Below are 24,828 nucleotides of genomic sequence, written 5' to 3'. Positions count from 1 at the left end.
ACAGTCAGTCTCGTCTCTGGTGGGGGCCCATGAACCAAGAAAGACATTATTGTATTTTTAGAGCGCCGACAGAGCTCCCGGCGAAACCCCGCGCTCGGTCGCTCCGTCGGCGGTGAACTGCGGTTCAAGCTTCCAGCGGAGACCGGCTGAGAGCGGAGGGCCGCCGCCCGGTGCGCGGCCGGGCGGCGGGAGCGGGGTGCGACGGTCAGAAACGGCAGGGCATCGCCCGTACGGCGTGCACGAAGTTGCCGGCGAGGTATTCAGGGGTCCCGGCCTCGATCTCGGGGATCTGGTGCGGCAGCTCCCGGAAGATCGCCCGCAGCTGGGCCTTGGCGACCTGGCTGCCGAGGCGGAAGTGGGCGCCTCCGCCACCGAAGCCGACGTGCGGGTTGGGGGTGCGGCTCAGGTCGAAGGAGTACGGGTCGGTGAAGACGTCGGCGTCCCAGTTGCCCGAGGAATAGAACATGGCGACCTTGTGCAGGAGGATCTGGTTGTCCTTCAGCATGACGAGCGGGTGGCGTCCGGCCAGGTAGTCCGGGTCGGCCCAGGAGACCAGGGCTTCGGCGGTGGCCACCTCGTCTCTGGAGTCTTCGGGGATGCCGACCATGTCGGACAGAGCATGGATCGGCCATCCTCACGGAGGTGGGTAGAGGGATTTGAGGCTGAATCAGGTTCCCTCACCGAGGAACCTCTCGATACTCACCCGGTAGTCCTTGGGAAGCTCATGCAGCAGCACCTCGTCGAAGGGGACCCACCGGGCCTCCGAGATCTCCGAGGCGTCCAGCCGCAGGTCCTTGCCGTGCGAGCGGAAGGCGAAGTCGAAGAAGAGGAAGTGCACCGGCCGGGTCCGGCCCTCGCGCTCGATCAGCTCGCCCCAGTTGACCATCCGCTCCAGCGTGAGCCCGAGTCCGGTCTCCTCCTCCCCTTCCCGCTGTGCTCCCGCCGCGAGCGTCTCGCCGGGTTCGAGATGCCCGCCTGGCAGCGTCCAGATCTCGCCCCACTTCGGCTGCCGGATCAGCAGGATCTCGTCGTCCGGGCTGGCGATGAGAGCGGACACGATGATTTCCACCCCGCGCGGGAATTCCACCCTTGGTCTCTCTTCCTGTCGGCCGTCGGCGAAGCGCTGTACTCGATCATGCCCGGTACGGTGCCGCCCGAGCTCACCTGGCCGTCAGTCGGACGGCGGGGTCCAGGCACCAGTCCAGCGCCGACGGCCAGGGGCCGTAGCCGTCCGGGACGGCCAGGTGCCCGGCGCCCGGCAGCAGGTCGACGTCGCAGCCGAGTGGGCGTCCGAAGACCTCGGCGGCGCCTTCGGGGCAGTACGGGTCGTCGTCCGAGCAGACCAGCCGCGGCGTCGTCGCGGCCGGTCTCAGCCCGGCCAGTTCGATGGGCTCGGGGGTGAACTCGGCGATGACGTCCCAGGAGAAGGCCGACGGGCCGGGCGGACCCACCAGCAGCAGACGGTCGGCGGGAGGCTTCTCTTTTCCCGCCGCGAGGTGGAACCACGCCGCGCACGCGAGGCTGTGGCAGACGACGACGCGCTCGCCCCGCATCATCCCCAGTTCGGCTTCGATCGCCTCCGTCCACTCCGCGAGCGTCGGCCGGTCAGGGTCGGGCAGTTGCGGGTAGAAGACCTGCTCCCCGCGCTCCCTGAGCCGCTGCGCGAGGTCGTGTTGCCAGTGCTCGGCAGGACGGCGGTTCTCGACGCCGTGGAGGATCAGAAAGGTGCGGTCCCACATGATCCGTACCTTACGCTGACGACTCGTTACTCTGACATCGTGAGTTTCGTGGAGCGGGCTTTGGCCGTCCGAAGGTGGCAGAGCAACGGGAAGAGGGCTCCGCACAAGCCCTTGTTGCTGCTCTTCGCGTTGGCTCAGTTCCAGCGTGAAGGTGACACGCCCATCGTCTACTCAGCGGTGGAGAGCAGGCTGGCGGCTCTGGTCAAGGAGTTCGGGCCGCCCAACCCCACCGGGCTGCACTACCCGTTCCATCACCTCACCAGCGACGGGCTGTGGACGGTCACGACCCGCGATGGCGGGCCCAGCCCGGGGCCGTCTCCCGCGAAGCTTCGCGACTCGGGCGCGCGGGGGTGTTTCGCGCCCGACGTGGCCGACGAACTCCGGAGGCACCCGGAGGTCCTCGTCCAGGCGGCCCACGCGCTGCTCGACGCGAACTTCCCCGAATCGCTGCACGAAGACCTCTGCGAAGCCATCGGGCTCGACCTGCACCAGGCCGACTCCCCCCGGCTGCGTCAGGCGCCTCTGCGCCGACGCGATCCGGGATTCCGGCGCGCGGTGCTCCGCGCCTACGAATACACGTGCGCCTTCTGCGGCTACGAGGGACGCCTCGACGACAGTTCCACGGTCGGGCTGGACGCGGCGCACATCCGCTGGTTCGCCTTCGACGGCCCTGACGTCGTCGACAACGGCCTGTGCCTGTGCTCCCTGCACCATGTCCTCTTCGACAAGGGAGTCCTCACTCTCACCGAGGACCACCGCATCGACGTCACCGAGGCCTTCGTGGGCCGCACCCCCAACACCCGCGTCCAGGTCCATTCCCTGGCCGGCCGCCGGATCGACGCTCCCCGCCAGGGCCTGGCCGCCGCCCACCTCTCCTGGCACCGCACCCAGGTCTTCCGCGGCTCCGGCACCGCCGCCTGAAAACCCCATCCAGATGGAATGAGGACACGCCCTGGATCTTCTGGAGGGTCGCGGACGCCGCTCAGGAGACAGTGGTCGAGCTGCTCTGGCAGGTCTGGCCGCTCTGGCCGGAAAGCAACGGCGTGCGTTCCGGCACGAGAAGAAACGCGATGATCACTGAACCCGGTCCAGAAGCCAACGCTCGAGCGGCAACCGACCAGAAGCGTCACGGAGAAGAAGGCATATGGTCGCTCCCCGCGGCTTTTTGGAGTCGTTCGGAGAGATCCCGGACGACGGGAAGAAGGTCCGGCGGGTCCAGAACCGTGAAGTCGAAGCCCTTCGCGGCGACGTGGAGAGCGAACTCCTGCAGGGAATTCGAGCCGGCCGTGAACACGCAGCTGTGCTCATCGACCGCTTCCAGGCGTCCGGCCGCCGGAGAGGCGCGCCGGGCCACCGCCTCCAGCGGAGCGTGGAACAGGACGCGAGCCTGGAAAGCGTACGGGGCGGTGTTGATGGAATGGGAGACGAACGCCGCGGCACCCTCGTCGGGCAGCGGGCGGGGCGTGAAGCGTGCGCCGGGAGATCCGAGCGGCGGCTCGATGCGGTCCACCCGGAACGTCCGCCAGTCCTGCTTGTCCACGTCCCAGCAGAGCAGGTACCAGCGGCGGGGCGTGTGCACGATCTGGTAGGGCTCGACGTGGCGGTCGGTGACGCCGTCCCCTCGCCGGTAACGAAGCCTGATCCGGTGGTGGTCGCGGCAGGCGGCGGCGAGCGCGGTGAGCAGGTCGGGATCCGCGGCTTCGGTGCCGGTGCCCGTCAGCGGGACGGCGGCGGCCTGGAACGCCGTCACCCGGTGGCGCAGCCGAGACGGCAGGACCTGCCGCACCTTGGCGAGCGCCCGCAGGGCGGCCTCCTCCAGACCTGCCACGCTGCCGGTCGCGGCGGCGCGCAGGCTGATCGTGACGGCCACCGCCTCCTCGTCGTCGAGCAGCAGCGGCGGCAGTGCGGCGCCGACTCCCAACCTGTAGCCGCCGGCCACGCCCGGCGCGGCCTCCACCGGATAGCCGAGCTCACGCAGCCGGCCGATGTCACGACGCAGAGTGCGCAGTCCCACTTCCAAGCGCTCGGCGAGCTCCGCGCCGGTCCAGTCGGCACGGGACTGCAACAGCGACAGCAACCTCAACAACCGCGCCGACGTCTCCAACACGGCGCTCATTATGCCCGCCCATTGGTGCCAGAACCTGACACCAATGGGCATTAGCTTCACAGTCATGAGCACTGCCGAGCGCACCACCGAGTCAGTCAGCATCAGGCCGACACGAATCCAGCTTCCCCAGGCCGACCTGGACGACCTGCGCGACCGCCTGCACCGCACCCGCTGGGCGCCCGACATCCCCGGCACCGGCTGGGAACGCGGTGTCCCCACCGGCTACCTCCGGAAAGTCGCCGACCACTGGGCCGACGGCTTCGACTGGCGCACCCATGAGAACGCCCTCAACCAGCACCCGCAGTACGCCACCACCATCGACGGGGCCCACATCCACTTCCTGCACATCCGCTCTCCCCGCGCTGACGCGGTCCCGCTGCTGCTCCTGCACGGCTGGCCCACCACCGTCCTGGACTTCCTCGACCTCATCGGGCCCCTCACCGACCCCGGCGCCTCCGCCCGAACTCCGGCGTTCCACCTGGTGATCCCCTCCCTGCCCGGCTACGGATTCTCCGGCCCCCTGCCCGGCCCCGGCTGGACCGACGGACGCACCGCCGCGGCGCTGGCCGACCTGATGTCCCGGCTCGGGTACGACCGTTACGGGGTGCACGGCGGGGACGTCGGCGCGTTCATCGCCCCGCTCATCGCCCGCTCCCGTCCCGACCACGTCATCGGCGTCCACGTCAACGGCCTGCTCACCTTCCCCACCGGCGACCCCGCCACCATGGCCGCTCTCACCGACACCGAACGCGCACGTCTGGAAGGTATGAAGCACTGGCAGGACCGGCTCGGCGCCTACATGCAGCTCCAGGGCACCCGCCCCCAGACCATCGCCGCCGCCCTGCACGACAGCCCCGCCGGCCAGCTCGCCTGGATCATCGAGAAGTTCAAGGACTGGACCGACCCCGCCTTCGACCTCCCCGAAGACGCCGTCGACCTCGACCGCGTCCTGGCCACCGTCACGGTCTACTGGCTCACCGCCACCGCCGGGTCGGCCGCCCACACCTACTACGAGCGCTTCAACGACCCGTCCATGTGGCGCCCCCTGGAGCGCGGCACCGTCCCCACCGGCGTCGCCGTCTTCACCACCGATTTCTCCATCCGCCCCTTCGCCGAGGCCACCCACACCATCACCCACTGGACGGAACACGACCACGGCGGCCACTTCCCCGCCCTCGAAACCCCCGAACTCCTCATCGACGACATCCGCGCCTTCTTCCACGGCCTCTCCTGAGCCGATCCTGGGGCTGCGCGAGGCTGCCTCGGGCACCAGGTTGCCCGAGGCCAGCGCCGGAGTTCCGCGCCCACCTGGTCGAACATCCGCGGGTCAGCGGGGACGGACGCGGGCGAGGGAGCCGGTTTCGAGGGCTGCCCACAGGGCGCCGTCCGGGCCGAGGACGATGCCGTGCGGTTCAGAGGTGGGGGTGATGGCGTGCGGGCGGGCGGAGCGGTCGGGCAGGGGGAACTCCGTGATGGCGCCGTCAGTGGTGATTCTGCCGATTTGCCCGGCGGCGATCTCGGTGAACCACAGTGCGCCGTCGGGGCCTGCGGCAAGGCCGTAGGGGCCGCATTCCGGAGTGGGGAGCGGGAACTCCGTGGCGGTCCCGTCCGTGGTGACGCGGCCGATCCGGTGGGATCGGTACTCGGTGAACCATAGGGCGCCGTCCGGGCCGGAGGTGACGGCGTACGGGCCGCCGTCGCGGCCGGTCACGGCGTACTCGTCGATGGAGACGTTCGTCATGGGTTCCTTTCGTCGTTCAGGCGAGGAGGTCGGCCAGGGTGCGGGCGCGGGAGGGGTGCCGGAGCTTGCGCATGCCTTGGCGTTCGATCTGGCGAATGCGCTCGCGGGTCAGGCCGTAGCTTCTTCCGATCTCGTCGAGGGTCTTCGGACGGTCGTCGTCCAGGCCGAACCGCTGGGGGATCACAGCGGCCTCCCGCTCGGACAGGGTGGCCAGCGCCTCGTCGAGGTAGCCGCGCAGCAGGGAATCGGCGACGGTCTCGGCGGGGCCCGGCACGTCGTCGGGGACGAGGTCACCCAGTTCGGTGTCGCCGTCGTCGGAGAGCCGGGTGTGCAGCGAGGTCGGAGACTCTCCGTGGCGCAGCACCTGCTCGACTTTCTCGACGGCCAGATCGAGTTCCGCGGCGAGTTCGGCGGCCGTCGGGTTCCGTCCGAGTTCGGCCAGCATGGCGCGGCGGGTGCGGGTCACCCGGTTGAGCACCTCGACGAGGTGTACGGGGAGGCGGATCGTGCGGCTCTGGTCGGCCAGGGCCCGGCCGAGCGCCTGCTTGATCCACCAGGTGGCGTAGGTGGAGAACTTCAGCCCACGGTGGTGGTCGAACTTCTCGACCGCGCGCATCATCCCGAGGGTGCCTTCCTGGACGAGGTCCAGCAGGGGCAGCCCTTTCCCGGCGGCGTAGCGTTTGGCGGACGACATCATGCCGCGCGTCGCCGCGGCCCAGTTCTCCGCCGTCCAACGCCTCCTGTTCGAGGAGACCCTGCACCGCACCGTCCAAGGCCAGGACAACGACGGCATCGCCCGAACCATCACCGCCTACGCCTGCATCGCGTTCGGCAACCTCGAGCCGTCCCTCGCCGACTACGCCGTCCGGTAGCGACGACGCCCATCCGTGATCCGCGAGCACACCGCGGCCGCCGCGTTCCCGGGGTCGGACCTGACGAATCCCGGCGTCGTGTCCTGGCAGGCGAGCGGTTCAGAGGGAATTCAAAAGATCGGCCTGCGGAACGTCTCTCTTCGCTACGTGCAGAGACTCGAAAGACAAAAGCGTTAGCGCGGGCCATGCCGCCGGAGCTTCCGCTGCTCGTCGGTAAGCCTCCCACGCGTCACGTCCAGCGTTCTGCCGAGCCCGGAAACCGCTCACCAACGTCACCCAGACTCTGAGTACCGCTGCGCGTGCTCCAGAATGGGACGGGACGTGTCACGGAGAACAAGGAGTCGTCGTGGTCAAGAAGCGGTGGAACGAGTTGAGCGAGCGGAGCCGCCGGCTGATCGTGGCCGCGACGGTGGGCGAGGTCCTTCTGAAGGCGGCGGCGCTGATCGATCTCAAACGGCGCCCCGCAGCCGAGATCCGAGGCTCCAAACGCGCATGGGCGACCACGGTCGCGCTCGTGAACTCCTTGGGCGCGGTCCCCATCGCCTACTTCCTCTTCGGCCGCCGAAAGCCCGCCTCCGACTGACCGGACCCGCACCCCGCGCGCCCGGACAGTCGCCGCGCCAGGCCGTCCAGAGGCCCGCCCAGGCTGTCACCGGGCGGGTGCAAGCGGACTCGAGGCCGGGTCAGGCCATGGTGCCGCCATCGGCCAGCAGCGTGCTGCCCGTCATGAAGGCCGACAGGTCCGAGGCGCAGAACAACACGACCCTGGCGATGTCGTCCGGAACGCCGGCCCGGCCGATCGGAGCCGTGAACATGAGGTCCATCGACGAGAGGTCCTCAGGACTCACCCCGGCGGCGGCCGCGGCCAGCATGTTGCCCTCGGTGGGGACGAAGCTCGGCGCCACCCCGAGCACCCGGATGCCGAGCGGCGCGAGTTCGAGCGCCATCTCACGCGTAAGGCCGCGCACCGCGTGCTTGGAGCCGACGTAGGCGGCCAGGCCGGGCGCGCTCCCGCGGAAACCCGCGGTGGACACGACGTTCACGATCACACCGCCGTTGCCCACGGCGGCCATCTGCCGCGCCGCCTCGCGCGCCCCGACGAAGGTGCCGCGCGCGTTCACCGCGAACACCTCGTCCCAGGTCTCCTCGCTCATCTCCAGCAGCGGGACGGCCGGGAAGACGCCCGCGTTGTTCACCCAGACCTCCAGGCCGCCCAGCTCGGTGACCGCGCGGCTCACGGCCGAGGCCACGGACGCCGCGTCGGTGACGTCCATGGCGGCGCTGACCGCGCGCACCCCGTGGCGCTCCGCGATCTCCTCGGCCGTGGACGCGGCGAGTTCCTCCTCGATGTCGCCGATCAGCAGGTCGGCGCCCGCCTCCGCCAGCCGCTCCGCGATGGCCTTGCCGAGCCCGCGGGCTCCACCCGTCACCACCGCGCGCCGGCCCTGCAGGGAGACGAGCTCAGCCAGCGATCTGTTCGATACCTCAGCGGTGGACATCATCGTCTCCTTCTGGTCCAGACCGGCAAACGTCATTCCCCGTCTGGATCGACATACCTAGGTTGAAACTCGGTGTCAGGGTAGCAATGCCGTTCCACCATCGGGAACAGATGTCGCCGCTGGTAGCCTCTGCCGGTGGAAGACTCGATCCGCGCCAAGACCAGAGACATCGCCCGTACGGCGATCCGGGCCGAACTCGCGCAGGCCGCCCTCGAGCTGTTCCGTCGCGAAGGCTTCGACCAGGTCACGCTCAACGACGTCGCCGCGGCCGCCGGCGTCTCACGCAGCACCTTCCTGCGCTACTTCGGCAGCAAGGAGGAAGCCGTCCTCGGCGCCATGGACGACCTGGGCGCGCAAGCCGCCGCCGCCCTCCGCGCCCGCCCCGCCGACGAAGGCGACTGGACCGTCCTCCGCCGCTGCCTCGATCCCTTCATCGACGCTTACCGTGCCGACCCGTCGGGCTCCCTGGCCATCACCCGCCTCATCCAGGAAAGCCCCGCCCTGCGCAACCGTCAGCTCGAGAAACAGGCCAGTTGGCTCCCCGCCCTGACCCGCGCCCTCACCGACCGCTCCCCCCGTCCCCGCCCTCTGGTCGCCCCTGTCCGCGCCGCCGCCGCCCTCGACTGCCTGAGCATCGCCGTCACCCACTGGTCCGCGTCCAACGGCGAAGAAGACCTGGCCGCCCTCCTCGACCAGGCCTTCTCAGCCTTCACCGCCACCTGACGCAGGCGGGTCGTCGGCACGGCCGGCGCCGAGGACAAAGGCGCCCGGTGCGTGGCCCTCACCTACCCGTGCGGTCTGGTGACTCCCGGGCCGTGGGTCGCCGGGCACACGCCGTACGGCTCCCGGCTCAGATCACGCCCAGGGCCAGCATCGCGTCGGCCACCCTGCGGAAGCCGTCGATGTTGGCGCTGGCCACGTAGTTGCCCGGCATGCCGTACTCGTCGGCGGTCTTGAGGCAGCGGGCGTGGATGTCCCGCATGATCTCCTGGAGCCGGTGCTCGGAGTGCTCGAACGTCCATGAGTCACGGCTGGCGTTCTGCTGCATCTCCAGCGCGCTGGTCGCCACGCCGCCCGCATTGGCCGCCTTGCCCGGGGCGAACGCGACGCCCGCCTCCAGGAAGATCTTGATGCCCTCGGGCATGGTCGGCATGTTGGCCCCCTCGCCCACCGCGATGCAGCCGTTGCCCACCAGGAAGGCGGCGTCGCTGCCCGTGATCTCGTTCTGGGTGGCGGACGGCATCGCCACCTCGCAGGGCACCTCCCAGACGCTGCGGCCGGGGATGAAGACGGCCTGGCCGCCGCGGCGTGCCGCGTACACGTCCAGCCGGGCCCGCTCGACCTGCTTGATCTGCTTGAGCAGATCCAGGTCGATGCCCTTCTCGTCGAGCACGTAGCCGGAGGAGTCGGAGCAGGCCACGACGACGCCGCCGAGCTGCTGGACCTTCTCGATGGTGTAGATCGCCACGTTGCCGGCGCCGGAGACCACGACCCGCTTGCCGTCGAACGACGTGCCGCGGGCCTTCAGCATCTCCTCGACGAAGAACGTGCAGCCGTAGCCGGTGGCTTCCGTGCGCACCTGGGCACCGCCGTACACGAGCCCCTTGCCGGTGATCACGCCGGATTCGTAGCGGTTCGTAATGCGCTTGTACTGGCCGAACAGGTAACCGATCTCCCGGCCGCCGACGCCGATGTCACCGGCGGGCACGTCGGTGTACTCGCCGATGTGCCGGTAGAGCTCGGTCATGAAGCTCTGGCAGAAGTTCATCACCTCACGGTCGGAGCGGCCCTTCGGATCGAAGTCCGATCCGCCCTTGCCGCCGCCGATGGGCAGGCCCGTCAGGCTGTTCTTGAAGATCTGCTCGAAGCCCAGGAACTTCACGATGCCCAGGTAGACCGACGGGTGGAAGCGGAGCCCGCCCTTGTACGGCCCCAGCGCGCTGTTGAACTCCACGCGGAAGCCGCGGTTGATCTGCACCTCGCCCTGGTCGTCGACCCACGGCACACGGAAGATGATCTGGCGCTCGGGCTCGCAGATACGCTCGATGATCTTTGACTCGGCGTACTCCGGATGCTTGCCGAGAGCCGGGCCGATGCTGTCGAGCACCTCTCGCACCGCCTGGTGGAACTCGATCTCACCAGGGTTGCGGTGCAGGACGTTTTCGTAAATCGACGCCAGTTTCTCGTGCAAAACGTACTCTCCCAGGTCGTTGTAGCTCCTGATTTTAGGAGGCGACACACGGTGAGCCGGACGCGCCCTCCCGTTTGCCCTGCGTGAACGCGGAGGTCAGCGCGCCGCCGCGGACACCGGTCGCGTCCCGATCCGGGATCATGCTGTGGCCGGCGACCCGCCTCCCGGGGGTGAAATGAGCTCACTCTTCCCGGAGTCAGTCACGTGCGGCGCTCATGTCGAGGGCGGCGCGGGCGATGCGGCGGGCCTGGGCCAGGAGTCGGTCGACCGAGTAGGTGTCAGGGTCGGTGAGGCGGAGGCGGACGAGTTCGTCGGCGACGGCGTGCAGGACGCGGATGCTCAGGTCGGGATCGTCCTGGTGACCTGTGATCTTCTGGAGGTGGGAGCGGGTGACGGCGCGGGCCCGGGCCAGGCGCTGATGCAGTTCCGGCGGGCCGCCCTCGGCGGGGAGCATGAACATCCGCCAGGTGGCGGGGGCGGCGTCGACGGCTTCCAGGACACCGGCCAGGGCGGCGGTGAAGGGGTCTTCGCCTGACGGGACCGGCCGGGCGGCGGCGTGGCGGAATCCGGTGAAGGCGTGCTCGACCTCGCGGTCGATCAGCGCGACCAGAAGCCCGGGCAGTGTGTCGAACTGCTGGTAGAGGACAGTGCGGGTGACACCGCACTCCTCGGCGACCCGTTCGAAGGTCACCGCGTGGTAGCCCTGCTCGACCACGATCCGGCAGGTGGCGTCCAGGATCTGGGCGCGCCGCTGCGGGCCGCTCATCCGTCGGCGTGTGGTCATCCCCGGGTACTCCTCGCCTCTTGCCCCGCTAACTTGCAATCTGTAAGTTAGCGGCCCGTTCGACGGTCGTCCAGACCGGACGGAAGTGAGGGTGAATGGTAGGCACGACATACCGAATGATCATCTGGGGTCCGGGAGAGGTCGGCGGAGCCGTCGCCCGAGCCGCCCACCGCCGTGACGATGTCGAACTGGTCGGTGCGAAGGTGTTCAGCGAACGCAAACACGGTGCGGACCTGGGCGAACTGGTCGGGCTCGGGCCGATCGGGGTCACGGCGACCACGTCGGCGGAGGAGATCCTCGCCATGGACGCCGACTGCGTCATCGTGACCCCCCGCCCTGACGTGCTCGGGGCGAGGCTGGACACAGACGTGATCGCGCTGCTGGAGTCCGGCAAGAACGTCATCTCCACGGCCGCCTACCACAACGCGGCGATGCCCAACTGGCTGACGGCCTCCCGCCCGCCGGCCTCCCGACTGCTGGAGGCCTGCCGGACCGGCGGCGTCACCCTGCACGGCACCGGGGTGCATCCGACGTTCATGGTCGAGCGGGTCGCGATGACGATGGCCCGCAGCGTGGCGGGCGTCTCGCACGTCCGGTGCGTCGAGGCCGTCGACTTCGCGGCGGCGGCGGGCACGATGTGGGGCGGGCTGCGCCGGATCGGGTTCGGATCCGACCCCGCCGAGCTGGGCGCGGGCAAGCCGCTGGCCCTGTTCGGCGACCTGTACTACGGCGACCTGACCGGCAACGTCGCGCACCATCTGTTCGGGGCCTCGATGGACGAGGTCCGAGTCGAGCACGACCTGCGGGGGATCCCGGCGCGCGAACGGTTCGAGACCCGGTCGGGGTTCGTCGTCGAGCCGGGCCGGACCGCCGCGATCCACCTCACCCACCGCGGCCACCTCGGCGATCACCACTTCTTCACCAACGAGGAGTGCTGGTACCTCGGCGAGCCCAACGCCTACCGCGGCGACGGACTCCCCTATCCCGACCGGGAAGGCCGCAGCCCGATCGACTACACCATCGAGATCACCGGGGATCCCTCGATCCTGCGGACCCGGCTGACCTTCGACCCCAACCCGGACGCCTCCGGCGCCGACCGCACCAACCCCGTCACCGGAGCCTCGGTCCAGGCGATCCTCGACGCGCTCCCGGCCGTGTGCGCCGCGGAGCCGGGCATCCTCATCGACGACCCCCGCCCCCACTACGTCCCCGACACCCGCGTCGGCCCCTGACCCCCCGCGAAGTGACGTGCGGTGGGCTTCCGACACGGTGACCGACCACGTATGGCAAGGCCGCGGCGAGTTGGTCGCGCGGCACCAGGGTGCGTTCGTCGAGATGGTCGGGATGGCTCGCTCCGCGTGACGCGGACGGCACTGTGCAATCGCTGTCGCGATCATTACCGACAACGGCGCCCGTTCCGCTCGTTCTGGAAACCGCCCCCCGACGTCCACACCGGTGCCGAGGACCCGCTCGTCTCCAACTTCAGGAGCAAGACACTGGTCATCCTGGTGAGAATCATCAGATCTGCCCGGTGAGGTGGGGTGTCGACCGGACGCCGCCGGTCGGCGCCCCACCTCAGATCACTCGCCGTAGTGGATGACGCCGCGCAGGTTGACGCCGGCGTGGAGGTCGGCGTAGCCCTGGTTGATCTCCTCCAGGCGGTAGCGCCTGGTGATCAGTTCCTCCAGCTTGAGGTGGCCGCTCTTGTAGAGCTCCAGGAAGTACGGCACGTCCCGGGAGGGGGACATCATGCCGAACAGGGCGCCCTGGATGCGCTTCTGGAACATCGCGGTCTCGAACAGGCTGACCGGGATCCCCGGCTCCTGGATGTTGCCGACGGCGGTGACGACGACCGTGCCGGCCTTGCGGATGGCGGCGAACGCCTCGGCGACGTCCTGGCCGGTGACCACGCCGACGGTCACGATCGCCGAGTCGGCGCCCTGGCCGTCGGTGAGCGATCGGGCCAGGTCGGCGGCCGTCGCCATGTCCGGGGCGGTGTCCGTCGCGCCGAACTTCAACGCGTTCTCCCGCTTGAACTCCACGGGGTCGACCGCGATGATCCGGGTGGCCCCGGCGTGCCTGGCCCCCTGGACGGCGTTGATGCCGATGCCGCCGACGCCCATGACGATGACGGTGTGGCCGGGGCGGACCTCGGCCGCGTTCACCGCCGAGCCCCAGCCGGTGGGCACGCCGCAGCCGACCAGCGCGGCGATCTCCAGCGGGATGTCCTTGTCGATCTTGATGGCGCCCCACTCGGGCAGCACGCTGTACTCCGAGAAGGTCGACACCAGCGAGGACTGGCCGATGTCCTGTCCCTTGGCGTGCAGCCGGAAGGTGCCGTCGAGCTGGGTGCCCAGCATCATGAAGGCACCGTTGTCGCACAGGTTCTGCTGGCCGCCCGCGCACCAGCGGCAGCGCCCGCAGCCGGGGATGAACGCCGCGACGACGTGGTCGCCGACCTCCAGGTCCCGCACGCCGGGGCCGACGGCCACGACGACGCCCGCGCCCTCGTGCCCGCCGCAGTAGGGGTAGTGGCCGACCGGCACGTCGCCCTTGGCCACATGGTCGTCGGAGTGGCACAGCCCCGCCGCGACGAACTTGACCAGGACCTCGTGCTCCTTGGGCTCGTCGACGTCGACCTCGACGATCTCCCACTCGCCCGGGGCCTCCCACAGGATGGCTGCTCTGGATTTCATCTGCTCTTTTCCTTTCGATGCGGGGAGGGGGTCAGGCCGAGACGCCGAGGAGCAGCGGCAGCCGCTCGACGCCCTTGACCTGGCTGAGGTGGCGGACCGGCGGGTCGGCCGGGTCGAGCCGGTAGTCGGGGAAGCGCCGGTGCAGTTCCTCGAAGGCGACCCGCAGTTCGACGCGGGCCAGGTGGGAGCCCAGGCAGCGGTGCCGTCCGGCGCCGAAGGCCAGGTGCGGGTTGGGGTCGCGGGTGAGGTCGACCTCGTCGGCGCCGGGGAACTTCTCCGGGTCGCGTCCGGCCGCGCCGAGCGGGATGAGCACCCTGTCCCCGGCCGTCAGCCGCACGCCGCCCACGACGATGTCCTGTTTGACGACCCGGGCCGGGGCGACCGCGGACTCCCAGCGCAGCATCTCCTCCACGGCCGTGGCGACCAGGCCGGGGTTCTCCACCAGCTGCCGGCGCTTCTCCGGGTTCTCGGCGAAGAAGAGCACGCTGTGCGCGAGCTGCCCCTGGACGGTGTGCAGGCCACCGATGAGCAGGAGGAAGAGCATGTTCAGCATCTCGTGCCGGGTCAGCTCACGGTCGCCGAAACGGCCCTTGATCAGGAGGCCGGTGACGTCGTCCCGCTCGGTGTCGGGATCGGCCTCCCGCTCGTCGAGCATCTGGGTGAAGTAGCCGTACACCCCCATCGCGGCCTCACCGCGGGCCGCCATCGACTCCTCCTCGGTGGCACCGGGGATGCCGACGACGATCGTGTCGACCCAGGTGTGGAACTGCCCGGCATCGCTCAGCGGCCAGCCCATGAGCGCCAGGAACACCCTGGTGGGCAGCTCTTTGGCGAAGGCGGTGACGAAGTCGGCCTTCGCCTGGCCCTCCATCGCGTCGAGGAGCTCGCCGACGATCTCGCGGATCCGCGTCTCCAGCGCCGCCATCCGGCGGGGCGAGAAGACGGGGGTGAGGATCTGGCGGTAGGTCGTGTGGTCCGGTGGATCGATCTCCAGCGGGATCATTCCCCCGTCCTGGCCGATGGACGGAGGGATGTTCACGCTCTCGCTGGAGAACACCTCGTGGTTGCGGCAGACCTCGTGGACGTCCTCGTACCGGGTCATCACCCAGTGGCCGCCGTAGGCGGTGGAGTGGGCGACCGGGCACTTGGCGCGGAGCCTGTCGTACTCCTCGTAGACGGTGTCGGCGATGCCGGGGTCGTGGATGTCGAAGTCGACCTGAAGATCTGGGTCGGACGCGTCACGCGGGGAGATCGTGCTCATGGTCAGCCTTCCAAGGGGGTGACGGTGATGGCCTGTTCGGGGCAGTTGCGCCGGGCGGCGGTGAGTTCGGGCAGGACGTCCGTGCCGAAGGACGTCCCGGTGACGGTGGCGAACCCGTCGTCGTCGGGTTCGAAGACGGAGGGCGCGAGGTCGTAGCAGCGTCCGTGGCCCGCGCAGACGGAGTGGTCGACCTCGACCCGGAAGGAATCGCTCACGCCCACGCCGCCCCGACGGCTCCGTAGGCGCGGGTGGCGAGGTCTCGGTCCAGGGCGGTGTAGAGGCTCTTCACGCGGGTGTAGGCGAACAGGCCGTCGGGGCCGAGTTCGGTGCCGACGCCGCTCTGCTTGCGTCCGGCCAGCGGGGTGCGGGCGACGTCGGCGGCACCCGCGTCGTTGATCCAGGTCAGGCCGGACTCGATGCGGGAGGCGACCTGCCGCGCCTGGTTCAGATCGGTGCCCCAGACCGAGGCGGCCAGGCCGTAGGGAGTGTCGTTGGCCTTGCGGACCGCATCGTCGATGTCGCTGTAGCGCACCACCGACAGCACCGGGCCGAAGGTCTCCTCGCGGGTCGCGATGGTGTCGCCGTCCGGGTCGGCCAGGACGGTCGGGGCGACGTAGTGGCCGCCTTCGGGCAGCCCGGCGGGCTTCTCCCCGCCGACGAGGACGCGGGCGCCCTGCTCGACCGCGGTGGCGACGTGCTTGTCGATCCGGTCCCGGGCGGCGGCGCTGACCACCGGGCCGACGTCGGTCGCCAGGTCGGTGGCGGGGCCGAGGACCATCGCTCCGGCACGGGCCGCGAGCAGCTCGGTGAACTCCTCGTAGCGGGAATCGGGGACGAGCATCCGCGTCGTGGCGACGCACGCCTGCCCGGAGTGCATCATGCTGCTGAACAGGGTGCCGCGCACGGCGAGCTCGGCGTCGGCATCCGGCAGCACGATCGCGGGCGACTTGCCGCCCAGCTCCATGATGATCTCTTTGACGGTCCGCGCGGCGGACGCCATCACCTGGCGGCCGACCGCGGTGCTGCCGGTGAAACTGATCAGGTCGACCCCCGGGTGGGCGGCGAGCGCCTGCCCTGCCTCGCGGTCACCGTGCACGATGTTGAGGACGCCCTCCGGCAGTCCCGCCTCGATCACGGCGGCGGCCAGCTCGTTCAGCCCGAAGGGGGTCAGCGGCGACGGCTTGATGACCAGCGTGTTGCCCGCGAGCAGCGCGGGAGCGGCCTTCCAGACCGCCATGAACAGCGGGAAGTTGTAGGGGGTGAAGGCACCGACGACGCCGACCGGCTCGCGGTGCAGCTCCCACTGGCCGAAACCGGGGAAGGTGTCGACCGGGTAGGACACCGGCTTCTCCAGCAGCGGGGCCATGCCGGCGAAGTCCCGCAGGTGGGCGATCGGGCTGCCCGCCTGGAGCATCGGGGCCAGCCGCGCGGTGCAGCCGGTGTCGGCGATGAGGCCTGCGGCCAGCGGCTCGAACCGGGCTTCGAGCACGGCGGCGACGGCGCGCAGCGCCTCGGCCCGCTCCTGCGGGGACATCCGGGGCCAGGGCCCGTCGGTGAAGGCGCGGCGGGCCGCGGCGACCGCCAGGTCGACCTCGGCCGCCCCGCTGTCGGGGAGCGTGCCGAGGAGTTCGCCGGTCGAGGGGTTCTCGAACGTGAGCGCCGGGCCGTTGTGCTCGCGCCACCGGCCGTCGATGAAGTTCGTGAGGGTCAGTGTCATGGGGTTCCCATCTGAGGAGGGTGTCGGGGGCCGTCCGGGGTCCGGAAAAAGGGCAGGCGAAGGCCAGGGCAGGTGGTTTCGCGTCATGTGAAGGCGGGGCCGTCCGGGCCGACGGCCGGCGCGCCGCCGGCCCGGCCTCGCGGCCCTCCGCGCCGAGGTCGGCGAGGGGCCTCCCGCCGAGGACGGAGCAGGCCGCGCCGTCCTCCGGGTTCAGAAGCCCGTCCGCTCCGGGCGTGTGCTCATCGGTCCTGTGCCGCCTCGTCGTGGCGGCGTGTCGTCAGCGAACCTTCGGGTGGGTTTCGGGCACCGCGGCGTACAGGTCGCGCAGCTCCCGCTTGGCGATCTTCCCGCTGGCCATGCGGGGGAAGTCCGACTCGGCGAAGACGACGTAGCGGGGCACCTTGTAGTCGGCGAGCCTGGCGTTGCAGTGCGCGACGACCTGGGCCTCGGTGAGCTCGCCGTTCGCCTTGATGAGCGCGGCGGGGGTCTCGCCGAACTTGTCGTCGTGCACGCCGATGACCGAGACCTCCTGGACGCCGGGCAGTTCGGCGATGACGTTCTCGATCTCCAGCGGGGCGATGTTCAGGCCGCCGGAGATGATGAGGTCCTTGATCCGGTCGACGAAGGTCAGGTGGCCCTTCTCGTCCAGGACGCCCATGTCGCCGGTGTGCAGCCAGCCGTCCACGATGGCGGTCTTCGTCGCCTCCTCGTTGCGCCAGTAGCCGGGCATCATGCCGGGTCCGCGCAGCAGGATCTCGCCGGGAACGCCGGGAGGGCAGTCGGCTCCGTCGGGGTCCACCACGCGGAGCTTGGTGAAGATGCCGCCCCGACCGCACTTCTCCGGGTTTTCCGCGGCATCGGCGCGCGGCATGACGGTGGCCGAGCCGCCGATCTCGGTCTGCCCGTAGATCTGGCGGAGCAGCACGTCCTTGGACTGCCAGACGCGCAGCAGGTCCACCGGCACCCGGGCGCCGCCCACGTGCGCGGTGACGACGCTGCTCAGGTCCGCGGCGGCGAATCCCGGGGCGGAGGCGATGGCCTGGAAGATGATAGGCGGGCCCATGATCGTCGTGACCCTGTTCTCGGCGATCACCTCGACCGCACGGGCGGGGTCGAGGGAGGGCTGGAGGAACAGCGTGCCGCCGTTCAGCAGGACACGGGCCAGCGCCCAGATGACCCCGGCCGCAGTGAACAGCGGCAGGACGAGCAACTGCTTGAGGTCGTTCGGCGGGACCGGCTCGACCAGCGACCACTCGTGCGCGATGCCGGCGATCGTGCCGTGCGTGAAGACCACGCCCTTCGGCCGGCCGGTGGTGCCGCTGGTGAAGATGATCGCGGTCGCATCGTCGCGGTCCGCGAGCGGTGCCTCGACCGGGGCGTCGGCCCGTCCGCGCAGCGGCGCGACCTCCTCCAGGACGCCGATCCGGAAGGTCGGGCGCGCCTCGTGCACCTCCTCCAGACGGGGCTTGAAGGCCGCGTCGCCGTAGACGACAGCGGGTTCGCAGTCCTCCACCAGAGCGGTCAGCTCGCGTGCCAGCAGCCGGTGGTTGAAGGGGGCGACGACCGCCCCGATCCGCCAGGCGCCGAGCGCGACGGCGCACCATTCGAGGCTGTTGTTGCCCAGCAGCGCGACCCGGTCGCCCGCTCCGACGCCCTTCTCGCGAAGCTCGGAGGCGGCGCCGTCCGCCCAGTTCGACAGCTCCCGGTAGGTGACGGCGTCACCGTCGAAGTCGATCGCGACCTGGTCCGGGTCGACGCGCGCCCAGAAGATGAGCGCGTCGTTCACAGTGCCGCTCATATAGCACCTCTCTCCGCTTTCATGGCAGGTTTCATCGCCGCCGCGGCTCCTCGCGCGGCGGCCCGACTGTGCGCTGCCTCACAGTGCGGTAAATCTAAAGCCATTAGTCTTCTAGCGCAATACCCCGGTCGGGACCGGACATGTTTCCGCAGCTAGAAGCCTGATTTCAGGGTGTACCGGACGTCGTCCTGAGTACGTTCGAAGCCGAGGAGACGGCTCATCCGGACCGCGCGCGGCAGCTCCGGGTCGATCCGGGTCTCGGCCGCCTGCGCGCCCGCGTCGCGCAGCAGCGCGAGCGCGCCCGACGCCAGCGCGAGGCCCGTCCCTCGGCCCGGGACGACCGGCACCACCGCCCGGATCGTGCCGGTCCGCAGCCCTTCGACACGGCTGACGCGCCGGTCCAGCCAGGCATAGCCGAGAAGGCTCCCGCCCGGCTCAGCCGCGTACAGCAGCCGACCAGAGCCGTCCTCGGGCGGCCGGTACCGCGAGGACAGCCCGGACTCGCGCCACAGCCGGACGGCCTCCTCCGGCGGAGGGCTCTCGGTGAGCACGAACCCGCCGGACGGATCCGGCGACGGCCGCGCGTGAGGCCCGGTCAGCGGACGCAGCGTCCGCCAGATCCGCCCGGTGACCCGCGCGCCGAACCTGCGGGCCAGGCGTTCGGCCGCCGGATGGTGCCCGTCCGCCCAGCCGCTCACGGCCTGCGTGCCGAGGCCGTCCCATGCTCCGGCGTCCGGTCCGAGCAGCTCCAGCAGCGCCGTGGCCACGCCGGTGGACCGGACGTCGGGATGCACGACGAGGCTCGCGGTCGCCTCGCCGCCCTCACGTGCGAAACGGACGTAGGCGACGGGCGGCCCACCGGACTCCCTGCGGACGAGCAGGTGCGGGCCCGCTCCCTCCACTGCTCCCGGTCCGACCCGGGTGAAGCCGGCGTCCTCATCGAACTCCGAGCAGATCCGGACGAACTCCAGGACGTCCTTCAGCTCCTCCCCCGCCGGCCGGCCGCGCCAGTCGGCGCGGATCACGGCTCGTCCGGGGCGGTGAGCCGGCGCACCTCGCGGTGGAACACCTGGTTGATCACCTCGTTGCGGCCGAGCAGCATCCCGCCCGCGTCGGCGCTGGCCAGCACCTCCTGGTTGGCCCGCAGCAACGGGAAGTCCTCGGCGTGCAGGACGTCCAGGAGGATCTGCCAGTTCTTCTCCCAGCGCTTCTCCCACGCGGCCTCGTCCAGCCCGGAGTCCTCCAGGCGCGGGACCATGACGCGCATCTCCATCCGGCACCTGGCCGGGTCGCTCGGGTGCGGCCGGAAGGTGAGGAGCTGGTAGTGGTCGGGCTGGCGCAGCAGCGTGCTGTTCGGGCCGAGGAAGTGCGACTCGGTGACATGCCTGCCGAGGTCCCGGTCTGCGGGGTCCTCCTCCAGGAACCGGTCGATGCTCTTGCGCGGCGACAGGAACCGGGCGTGCCGCCCGTAGTCCTCCACGGCCATCACGTTCGTGTGGATGATCTTCCCTGCGGTGTTCGGGTGGGCGAACTTGACGTGGTAGCCGTCCAGGAACGCGTCCTGCATGATCTTCCAGTTGACCGGCTCGTCGAATCCCTCGGCCCGGTAGCCGACCAGCTCGTCCATGCGGTAGGAGGCGAGGATCGCGTCCATCTCGGGGCCGAGCCACTCGGCGACGTCGATCGAGGCGGCGGCGTTGTCGACGATCCAGACGAACCCGTGCCGCTCCTCCACGGGCAGCTCGACCAGCCCGGACGCCGTCTTGTCGATGTCGCCGAAGGTGTGGTCGTAGGTGACCGTCCGCAGGGATCCGTCCAGGTCGTAGGACCAGCGGTGGTACGGGCACGAGAAGATCCGGCACTGCCCGGACGGCCGGTCCTCCAGTTGCGCGCCCCGGTGCCGGCAGGCGTTCACGAACGCCTTGACTCCCCCGTCGCGCTGGCGCGCGACGATGACCTTGTTCCGCGGCATCTGGAGCGCCAGGAAGGCGCCGGGCCGGGCCAGCTCCGAGGAGTGCGCGACGATCGACGGCACCCGTCCGAAGATCAGCTCCCGCTCCCGCGCCGCGATCTCCGGGTCGGTGAACTCCCGCGGCCCGAACGGCACCACGTCGTCGCACTTGTCGGTGTCGTCCTCGCGGAGCAGGCCGAGCAGCCGCTCGATGCGGGTGTTGCGCTCGTCCCGTGCCATGTACCCACCTCCAATAACCTAAAGACTTGAGTTTTTTAAAACTACTACCATTAGGTTAATTGGGGAAGGACCTGACCCGCGGAGAAGGACGTGATCATGAAGCGTGGTCTTGGCCGGGCCGGTCGGGCGCGTTCTGCGGGAGACGCGGCATCTCCAGAGTCGAAGGGGTCGTCGGTCGGCGTTCGGGCGGGTGGCCCGCCGGGCTGGACCGAATGCCGACCGGGATCGGCACCAACGACGGCATCGCGCTCAGGGCTGGCCGGCCGGGGCCGTGAGAAGCTGCTCGAAAGTGATCAGGCCCCGGTCGCTCCACTCGCGGGGGGTGCCGTTGGGGCCGATCGATTGCGGGGTCAGCGCCGCCTGCAGGGCGACGGTCGGTCCGAACGCGAGTCCGTCGGTCAGCGTCGGCCAGCCGTGCGGCGTCACGAGGACCACGCCGTAGACCGGCAGCGCGTCCGCGTCGGCGAACACGCGCAGTCGTTCGTAGGTCGCGATACCGGTCGCGGGCGCGTCGGAGCCGACTCCGATCTCCCAGTAGGGCTGCGCCGTGATCGGGGCGTTCGGAGCGAGGGTGTACGGGCCGCTCTGCGCGAACGCGTTGACGAGTGCCTGCGGGGCGGTCGGACCGGAGAAGAGCGCGGCCATGCTCATCGGCAGAGGGAACAACATCCCTCCGCCCGCGGTGTCGTAGACCTCGAGGCGGCCGCCCACCGGCCGCACACGGTAGGCGGCCGGCATGCCGGGGTCGGTATTCTCGGAGTCGTCGAGCAGCCACTGCTGCACCTGGGTGATCGTAGGGGTGCTCCCCAGCGGTCGCTCCGCCTGCGCGAACAGCGGCGCGAGCTCCGGCAGCCCGGCAGGGGTGAGCTGCGGGCGGGCGGACAACGGCAGGCCGAACAGCGGCACGCCGCGCTGTGAGGCGACGGCGGCGTCGACGAGCAGGGCTCCGGGCAGCTTCGTGCCGGTGAAGTCCGCGCCGTGCAGCAGCGCGCCTTCCAACGAGAGCACACGCCCCGAAGAGCCGGGGCTGACGACGCACCCGCGCAGCGTCGACTGGACGAGCACCGTACCGCTCAGGTCCGTTCCGGTCAGGTAGGCCTGGGTGAAGTCCGTCCCGGCCAGATACGCGCCGGTGAGCGCCGCGTCCGTCAGGTCGGTGTGGTCGAACGTCGCCGGCTTGGCGTACCAGAGCACTCCGCGCAGGTCCGCGCCCGAGAGGTCCGCACCGGAGGCCCTGGTCTGAAGGCACGTGGCCCGTCGCAGGACGGCAGGTCGCCGGTTGGCGCTCACGGAGAACACGTCGATCGCCTGCGGCTGGTCGAGCAGCAGGTCATACGGCCCGTGGGGGTCGGCGAGCTGCCAGCGCCGACCCGCGCTCACGACCCTCACCGGGTCCTCGGACGAGATCTTCACCCCCTTGGCCGCGAACGCCGCGACGAGATCGGGCTGGGCGTAAGGCCTGGTGTCCAGCTCCGCCGCGAACGACCTGTCCAGCGCGAACAACCATGCCTTCGCGCCCATCCTCGCCCGAGTGAGGTCGGCGTTGGACAGGTCCGCGTGCGCGAACGATGATCCTTGCGCGTCCGCTCCCTGCAGTGATGCGAAGGTCAGCGTCGCGCCAGCGGCGATCGCGCCGGTGAGGTCCGCCCCGTCGAGCACCGCGCCGTCGAGATGGCAGCCGCTCAACAACGCGCCCCCCGCCGCCGCGCCGGACAGCAACAGACCGCGGAGGTCCGCAGCGCGGAAGTCGCCGCCCGACAAGGTCGCCCCGGTGCAGTCGAGCGGCGTCGGCTGCCCGCCGAGCACGGCCCCGCCGGCGTGGCAGTTCGTCAGCACGATGCCCCTGGCCGACTTCGGCGCGCCCCATGCGGATCCGGTCAGCGTCGCGCCGACGAACGTCGCCGAATCGAGCGCCGATCCGTCGAGCCTGGCCGACCCGAGAGCGGCCCCGTCGAACACCGCACCGTTGAGGGCACATGCCGTCAGCGACGCGCCGTCGAGCCGCGTGCGGGCCAGCGAGGCGGAGCTCAGATCGATGCCGTCGAGAGCGGCGCCCCGCAGGTCGACGTCGGCCAGATCAGCGTTCGGGCAGGACTTCGCCAGTGCGATCGCGGCGAGCGATGGGGTGAGGACGGTGGGCGCGAACGTCTCGGAGGAGCCCTCGCCTCCATTGATCGTCAGCAGTGGGGCCACACCGCCTACCGTGTAGAACACGGTGGACGGTCCGCTTTTGGTGGCGACCTTCCAGCACCGGCCCGAAGGCGAGCCGCTGAGCGTCAGCGACGCCGCGGCCATCGGGTCACAGGTCGTCGTGAGCCAGCCGAGATCCTCGTCGAACGCGACCCACAGCAGACCTCCGAGTTGCAGCGCGATCGTTCCGTCCTCACGGGCGTAAAGAATGCACCGTTCGGTGGCCGTCATCGTTTTGGCTGCCATCCCGGGGACGTACAGCGGCGTCAGGTCTTCCCCCGGCCGCTTGTACGTGAGCGTCGTCAGATATCGCATCGGCGCGCCCTCCACCTGCGACCCGAAGGCGACCTTGCCGGCGAACCGCCCGATCGGACTGCTCATGTGTAGGTCATTTTCGCGAGGATCGAGACGAAACCCTCCTGGATGCTGAGCTCGGCGTCCTCGAACAGGAACTGGAAACCGGACATGATCGGCAGTGGTGACCCGATGCGACCGATCGCGGCCAGCTCTTTGTCATAGGACGGCTCCCCGGCGATGGGCCAGATCTGCTCGCCGAAGCCGGCGCCGTCGAAGTTCGGGACCGTCGAGGAGACGAATGTCGCCTTGTAGTCCGCGTGCACGAAGTCGAAGGTCAGCGTCTGGGACGGCGACCCGGACCCCTGGTGTACGCCGAGCCCGAGGTTCTGCAGGATGTCGGTCCGGACGAGGTCGAACACGATGTCCGGCTGGGACGTGGCGCCGTTGAGGATCGTCAGCGTGAACTGCAGGTCCTCTGTCATCACCATGCCCGAGGCGTATGCCGCGCGCTCTATCGCCTGCCAGTACTGCCGGTCGATCGTGGCGTCCTGGAGGTCCTGCTCGAACGCGGCCTGGGCCGCATAGGCGTTTCCCTCCAAGCCGTCGAGCAGCGTGTAGACGGTCGACGGCAGTTGGTTCTTCAGCGTTTCCATGACCGTCTCGGTGAGCACCCACACCTTCTGGAAGGCGACCTTCGGTGCCTGCCTGGGCACGACGTCGGCCCGCATCGCGAACGCGGCGTAGGGCTTGAACGCCTTGATCAAGGAGACATAGGTCTTGCAGTGGAGGACCTCGGGGTCGGGAAGGTCCGAGGCATGGACGGTCACCGCGAGCCGACCGTCCTGGCAGAAGGCCCAGTAGAGCGCGTCCAGCTCGTAGTTCGAGACGTACAGCTGCAGATGGTGCGCGTCGGTCGGCGGCGGCGGTACGGGGAGCCCGACCGGCGGCGTACCGGGATAGGGAGCGCCCTTGTAGGTGACGCTGCCGGTGATGCCGATGGCCAGGCCGCGATCGCCGGGGAAATAGAGCCCGGAGTCGCCGATCGCGAAGTCGTAGGTGATGTCGTCCGTCAGGTGGCCGCTGGCGGCGATCGACTTGATCAGCGGTGTGAAGATCGTCGAGATGGGCGTCGCGAAGTCGATGGAGGCCACTGACGCCGCGGTCGCATCGCTGACATGCGAGGTGAAGCAGCCGGCGTCCTCGTTCTGGATGATGCTCCCGCCCGGGATGTTCGCGCTGGTGCCGCCGGTGGTCACGGCCGGAGTGCCCACCACGACGATGTCGTAGGTGTTGTTCGTCTTGTCGTATTGAAAGCCGAGAGTCACGACGGTGGTGAGACTCCCGAATCCCGGGGCGTACGGGAAATTCTTTTGCTGGTTACTGTACCTTTGACAGCTCGGGAATTCACCGGAGGTTATGCAGGAGTAGTCATCATAGGTCTCGTGCCACCCGTATTTGGCGGTGAACGTCTGCGCCAGCAGGGTCAGATCGAACTGACCGCCGCCCTTCTGGGTGACCTGCCGGTAGCCCGGATTGAAGCCCGAAAGAGTCCCGTTCGAAAGCACGATCGAGATTTTCGAGTAACTGTCGGAGTATCCGAACCCGAGACTTGAGAAATTCGGGATCGGGATCGTACGGTTCGGCGGCTGCACACCGGCGAGCGTCTTCGCCATCTGCTGGACGACGAGCCGCTGCGCGAAGTAATTGATGCCCGCCGGTCCGATGGCCAGTGAAAGCGCTTGCAT

The 24,828-nt window shown here is 69.8% G+C and carries 24 protein-coding genes; 6 read left to right on the top strand and 18 right to left on the bottom strand.

Features of this window, described 5'->3' with window-relative positions:
* Nucleotides 1–205 precede the first annotated feature (205 nt).
* The 3 genes from ABGB12_RS28420 to ABGB12_RS28410 all read right to left on the bottom strand — a co-directional run bounded on the left by ABGB12_RS28420 (nucleotide 206) and on the right by ABGB12_RS28410 (nucleotide 1,739).
* On the bottom strand, nucleotides 206–607 hold the full coding sequence (locus tag ABGB12_RS28420) for a hypothetical protein (protein WP_347682545.1): 402 nt from the start codon (nucleotides 605–607) through the stop codon (nucleotides 206–208).
* Nucleotides 608–667: 60 nt separating this feature from the next.
* Nucleotides 668–1,057: an NUDIX domain-containing protein gene (locus tag ABGB12_RS28415; protein ID WP_347682544.1), complete on the bottom strand. Its 390-nt coding sequence runs from the start codon at nucleotides 1,055–1,057 to the stop codon at nucleotides 668–670.
* 103 nt (nucleotides 1,058–1,160) lie between these two features.
* On the bottom strand, nucleotides 1,161–1,739 hold the full coding sequence (locus ABGB12_RS28410) for an alpha/beta hydrolase (RefSeq protein ID WP_347682543.1): 579 nt from the start codon (nucleotides 1,737–1,739) through the stop codon (nucleotides 1,161–1,163).
* A 39-nt stretch (nucleotides 1,740–1,778) separates the two neighbouring features.
* On the opposite strand from ABGB12_RS28410, the gene ABGB12_RS28405 reads away from it, so the two are divergent.
* Nucleotides 1,779–2,660 carry a phosphorothioated DNA-binding restriction endonuclease gene (locus ABGB12_RS28405; protein WP_347682542.1) on the top strand — a complete coding sequence of 294 codons (882 nt, stop codon included), beginning with the start codon at nucleotides 1,779–1,781 and terminating at the stop codon, nucleotides 2,658–2,660.
* Between the two features lie 205 nt (nucleotides 2,661–2,865).
* Here the strand turns inward: ABGB12_RS28405 and ABGB12_RS28400 are convergent, their stop codons facing one another.
* Entirely contained in the window at nucleotides 2,866–3,846 is a 981-nt protein-coding gene (locus ABGB12_RS28400; protein WP_347682541.1) for a YafY family protein, read from the bottom strand.
* 64 nt (nucleotides 3,847–3,910) lie between these two features.
* On the opposite strand from ABGB12_RS28400, the gene ABGB12_RS28395 reads away from it, so the two are divergent.
* Entirely contained in the window at nucleotides 3,911–5,080 is a 1,170-nt protein-coding gene (locus tag ABGB12_RS28395; protein ID WP_347682540.1) for an epoxide hydrolase family protein, read from the top strand.
* 93 nt (nucleotides 5,081–5,173) lie between these two features.
* On the opposite strand, the gene ABGB12_RS28390 is transcribed toward ABGB12_RS28395, so the two are convergent.
* Together ABGB12_RS28390 and ABGB12_RS28385 are read right to left on the bottom strand one after the other, a co-directional pair.
* The gene (locus ABGB12_RS28390) at nucleotides 5,174–5,587 is read right to left on the bottom strand and encodes a hypothetical protein (protein ID WP_347682539.1); all 414 of its coding nucleotides are present in this window, start codon (nucleotides 5,585–5,587) and stop codon (nucleotides 5,174–5,176) included.
* 16 nt (nucleotides 5,588–5,603) lie between these two features.
* Nucleotides 5,604–6,281: a sigma-70 family RNA polymerase sigma factor gene (locus ABGB12_RS28385; protein ID WP_347682538.1), complete on the bottom strand. Its 678-nt coding sequence runs from the start codon at nucleotides 6,279–6,281 to the stop codon at nucleotides 5,604–5,606.
* A 1-nt stretch (nucleotide 6,282) separates the two neighbouring features.
* On the opposite strand from ABGB12_RS28385, the gene ABGB12_RS28380 reads away from it, so the two are divergent.
* Both ABGB12_RS28380 and ABGB12_RS28375 read left to right on the top strand, forming a co-directional pair.
* The gene (locus ABGB12_RS28380) at nucleotides 6,283–6,459 is read left to right on the top strand and encodes a hypothetical protein (RefSeq protein ID WP_347682537.1); all 177 of its coding nucleotides are present in this window, start codon (nucleotides 6,283–6,285) and stop codon (nucleotides 6,457–6,459) included.
* A gap of 346 nt (nucleotides 6,460–6,805) precedes the next feature.
* The gene (locus ABGB12_RS28375; protein ID WP_347682536.1) at nucleotides 6,806–7,042 is read left to right on the top strand and encodes a DUF5652 family protein; all 237 of its coding nucleotides are present in this window, start codon (nucleotides 6,806–6,808) and stop codon (nucleotides 7,040–7,042) included.
* Nucleotides 7,043–7,142: 100 nt separating this feature from the next.
* Here ABGB12_RS28375 and ABGB12_RS28370 read toward each other — a convergent pair whose 3' ends face one another.
* The gene (locus tag ABGB12_RS28370; RefSeq protein WP_347682535.1) at nucleotides 7,143–7,958 is read right to left on the bottom strand and encodes a glucose 1-dehydrogenase; all 816 of its coding nucleotides are present in this window, start codon (nucleotides 7,956–7,958) and stop codon (nucleotides 7,143–7,145) included.
* A gap of 135 nt (nucleotides 7,959–8,093) precedes the next feature.
* Between ABGB12_RS28370 and ABGB12_RS28365 the strand changes: the two genes are divergently transcribed.
* Complete coding sequence (locus ABGB12_RS28365; protein WP_347682534.1) at nucleotides 8,094–8,681, top strand: TetR family transcriptional regulator; 588 nt, start codon at nucleotides 8,094–8,096, stop codon at nucleotides 8,679–8,681.
* 127 nt (nucleotides 8,682–8,808) lie between these two features.
* Here ABGB12_RS28365 and gdhA read toward each other — a convergent pair whose 3' ends face one another.
* Nucleotides 8,809–10,149 carry an NADP-specific glutamate dehydrogenase gene (gene gdhA, locus ABGB12_RS28360; RefSeq protein ID WP_347682533.1) on the bottom strand — a complete coding sequence of 447 codons (1,341 nt, stop codon included), beginning with the start codon at nucleotides 10,147–10,149 and terminating at the stop codon, nucleotides 8,809–8,811.
* A 196-nt stretch (nucleotides 10,150–10,345) separates the two neighbouring features.
* The gene (locus ABGB12_RS28355; protein WP_347682532.1) at nucleotides 10,346–10,933 is read right to left on the bottom strand and encodes a TetR/AcrR family transcriptional regulator; all 588 of its coding nucleotides are present in this window, start codon (nucleotides 10,931–10,933) and stop codon (nucleotides 10,346–10,348) included.
* 116 nt (nucleotides 10,934–11,049) lie between these two features.
* Between ABGB12_RS28355 and ABGB12_RS28350 the strand changes: the two genes are divergently transcribed.
* The gene (locus ABGB12_RS28350; RefSeq protein ID WP_347682531.1) at nucleotides 11,050–12,165 is read left to right on the top strand and encodes a hypothetical protein; all 1,116 of its coding nucleotides are present in this window, start codon (nucleotides 11,050–11,052) and stop codon (nucleotides 12,163–12,165) included.
* Nucleotides 12,166–12,513: 348 nt separating this feature from the next.
* Here ABGB12_RS28350 and ABGB12_RS28345 read toward each other — a convergent pair whose 3' ends face one another.
* From ABGB12_RS28345 to ABGB12_RS28305, 9 genes are all read right to left on the bottom strand, one after another.
* Nucleotides 12,514–13,629: an NDMA-dependent alcohol dehydrogenase gene (locus ABGB12_RS28345; protein ID WP_347682530.1), complete on the bottom strand. Its 1,116-nt coding sequence runs from the start codon at nucleotides 13,627–13,629 to the stop codon at nucleotides 12,514–12,516.
* Between the two features lie 31 nt (nucleotides 13,630–13,660).
* Nucleotides 13,661–14,890, bottom strand: a complete 1,230-nt coding sequence (locus tag ABGB12_RS28340) for a cytochrome P450 (RefSeq protein WP_347682529.1) — start codon at nucleotides 14,888–14,890, stop codon at nucleotides 13,661–13,663.
* 2 nt (nucleotides 14,891–14,892) lie between these two features.
* On the bottom strand, nucleotides 14,893–15,105 hold the full coding sequence (locus ABGB12_RS28335; RefSeq protein WP_347682528.1) for a ferredoxin: 213 nt from the start codon (nucleotides 15,103–15,105) through the stop codon (nucleotides 14,893–14,895).
* Nucleotides 15,102–16,607: an aldehyde dehydrogenase family protein gene (locus ABGB12_RS28330; RefSeq protein ID WP_347682527.1), complete on the bottom strand. Its 1,506-nt coding sequence runs from the start codon at nucleotides 16,605–16,607 to the stop codon at nucleotides 15,102–15,104. Before ABGB12_RS28330 ends, ABGB12_RS28335 begins: the two co-directional genes overlap by 4 nt.
* A 277-nt stretch (nucleotides 16,608–16,884) precedes the next feature.
* Nucleotides 16,885–18,405, bottom strand: coding sequence for an AMP-binding protein (locus ABGB12_RS28325; protein ID WP_347682526.1), 1,521 nt, complete (start codon nucleotides 18,403–18,405; stop codon nucleotides 16,885–16,887).
* A 152-nt stretch (nucleotides 18,406–18,557) separates the two neighbouring features.
* Nucleotides 18,558–19,430 carry a hypothetical protein gene (locus ABGB12_RS28320; RefSeq protein WP_347682525.1) on the bottom strand — a complete coding sequence of 291 codons (873 nt, stop codon included), beginning with the start codon at nucleotides 19,428–19,430 and terminating at the stop codon, nucleotides 18,558–18,560.
* Nucleotides 19,427–20,596, bottom strand: coding sequence for an aromatic ring-hydroxylating dioxygenase subunit alpha (locus ABGB12_RS28315; RefSeq protein ID WP_347682524.1), 1,170 nt, complete (start codon nucleotides 20,594–20,596; stop codon nucleotides 19,427–19,429). Before ABGB12_RS28315 ends, ABGB12_RS28320 begins: the two co-directional genes overlap by 4 nt.
* A 249-nt stretch (nucleotides 20,597–20,845) precedes the next feature.
* Nucleotides 20,846–23,167 (bottom strand): pentapeptide repeat-containing protein, encoded by a 2,322-nt coding sequence (locus ABGB12_RS28310; protein WP_347682523.1) that lies wholly within the window; start codon nucleotides 23,165–23,167, stop codon nucleotides 20,846–20,848.
* Nucleotides 23,164–24,828 (bottom strand): hypothetical protein, encoded by a 1,665-nt coding sequence (locus tag ABGB12_RS28305; RefSeq protein ID WP_347682522.1) that lies wholly within the window; start codon nucleotides 24,826–24,828, stop codon nucleotides 23,164–23,166. Before ABGB12_RS28305 ends, ABGB12_RS28310 begins: the two co-directional genes overlap by 4 nt.

Source organism: Actinocorallia sp. B10E7, from assembly GCF_039871655.1.
Taxonomy (GTDB): Bacteria; Actinomycetota; Actinomycetes; order Streptosporangiales; family Streptosporangiaceae; genus Actinocorallia.
The sequence above is the reverse complement of the archived record's forward strand: the minus strand, read 5'-3'. Positions and strand labels throughout refer to the sequence as shown.

Excerpts from the sequence above, each read along its gene's own strand:
- ABGB12_RS28420 (WP_347682545.1), bottom strand. The coding sequence starts at position 607 with ATGGTCGGCATCCCCGAAGACTCCAGAGACGAGGTGGCCACCGCCGAA.
- ABGB12_RS28410 (WP_347682543.1), bottom strand. The coding sequence starts at position 1,739 with ATGTGGGACCGCACCTTTCTGATCCTCCACGGCGTCGAGAACCGCCGT.
- ABGB12_RS28395 (WP_347682540.1), top strand. The coding sequence starts at position 3,911 with ATGAGCACTGCCGAGCGCACCACCGAGTCAGTCAGCATCAGGCCGACA.
- ABGB12_RS28390 (WP_347682539.1), bottom strand. The coding sequence starts at position 5,587 with ATGACGAACGTCTCCATCGACGAGTACGCCGTGACCGGCCGCGACGGC.
- ABGB12_RS28385 (WP_347682538.1), bottom strand. The coding sequence starts at position 6,281 with ATGTCGTCCGCCAAACGCTACGCCGCCGGGAAAGGGCTGCCCCTGCTG.
- ABGB12_RS28380 (WP_347682537.1), top strand. The coding sequence starts at position 6,283 with ATGCCGCGCGTCGCCGCGGCCCAGTTCTCCGCCGTCCAACGCCTCCTG.
- ABGB12_RS28370 (WP_347682535.1), bottom strand. The coding sequence starts at position 7,958 with ATGTCCACCGCTGAGGTATCGAACAGATCGCTGGCTGAGCTCGTCTCC.
- ABGB12_RS28355 (WP_347682532.1), bottom strand. The coding sequence starts at position 10,933 with ATGACCACACGCCGACGGATGAGCGGCCCGCAGCGGCGCGCCCAGATC.
- ABGB12_RS28350 (WP_347682531.1), top strand. The coding sequence starts at position 11,050 with ATGATCATCTGGGGTCCGGGAGAGGTCGGCGGAGCCGTCGCCCGAGCC.
- ABGB12_RS28345 (WP_347682530.1), bottom strand. The coding sequence starts at position 13,629 with ATGAAATCCAGAGCAGCCATCCTGTGGGAGGCCCCGGGCGAGTGGGAG.
- ABGB12_RS28340 (WP_347682529.1), bottom strand. The coding sequence starts at position 14,890 with ATGAGCACGATCTCCCCGCGTGACGCGTCCGACCCAGATCTTCAGGTC.
- ABGB12_RS28330 (WP_347682527.1), bottom strand. The coding sequence starts at position 16,607 with ATGACACTGACCCTCACGAACTTCATCGACGGCCGGTGGCGCGAGCAC.
- ABGB12_RS28325 (WP_347682526.1), bottom strand. The coding sequence starts at position 18,405 with ATGAGCGGCACTGTGAACGACGCGCTCATCTTCTGGGCGCGCGTCGAC.
- ABGB12_RS28315 (WP_347682524.1), bottom strand. The coding sequence starts at position 20,596 with ATGGCACGGGACGAGCGCAACACCCGCATCGAGCGGCTGCTCGGCCTG.
- ABGB12_RS28310 (WP_347682523.1), bottom strand. The coding sequence starts at position 23,167 with ATGAGCAGTCCGATCGGGCGGTTCGCCGGCAAGGTCGCCTTCGGGTCG.
- ABGB12_RS28305 (WP_347682522.1), bottom strand. The coding sequence starts at position 24,828 with ATGCAAGCGCTTTCACTGGCCATCGGACCGGCGGGCATCAATTACTTC.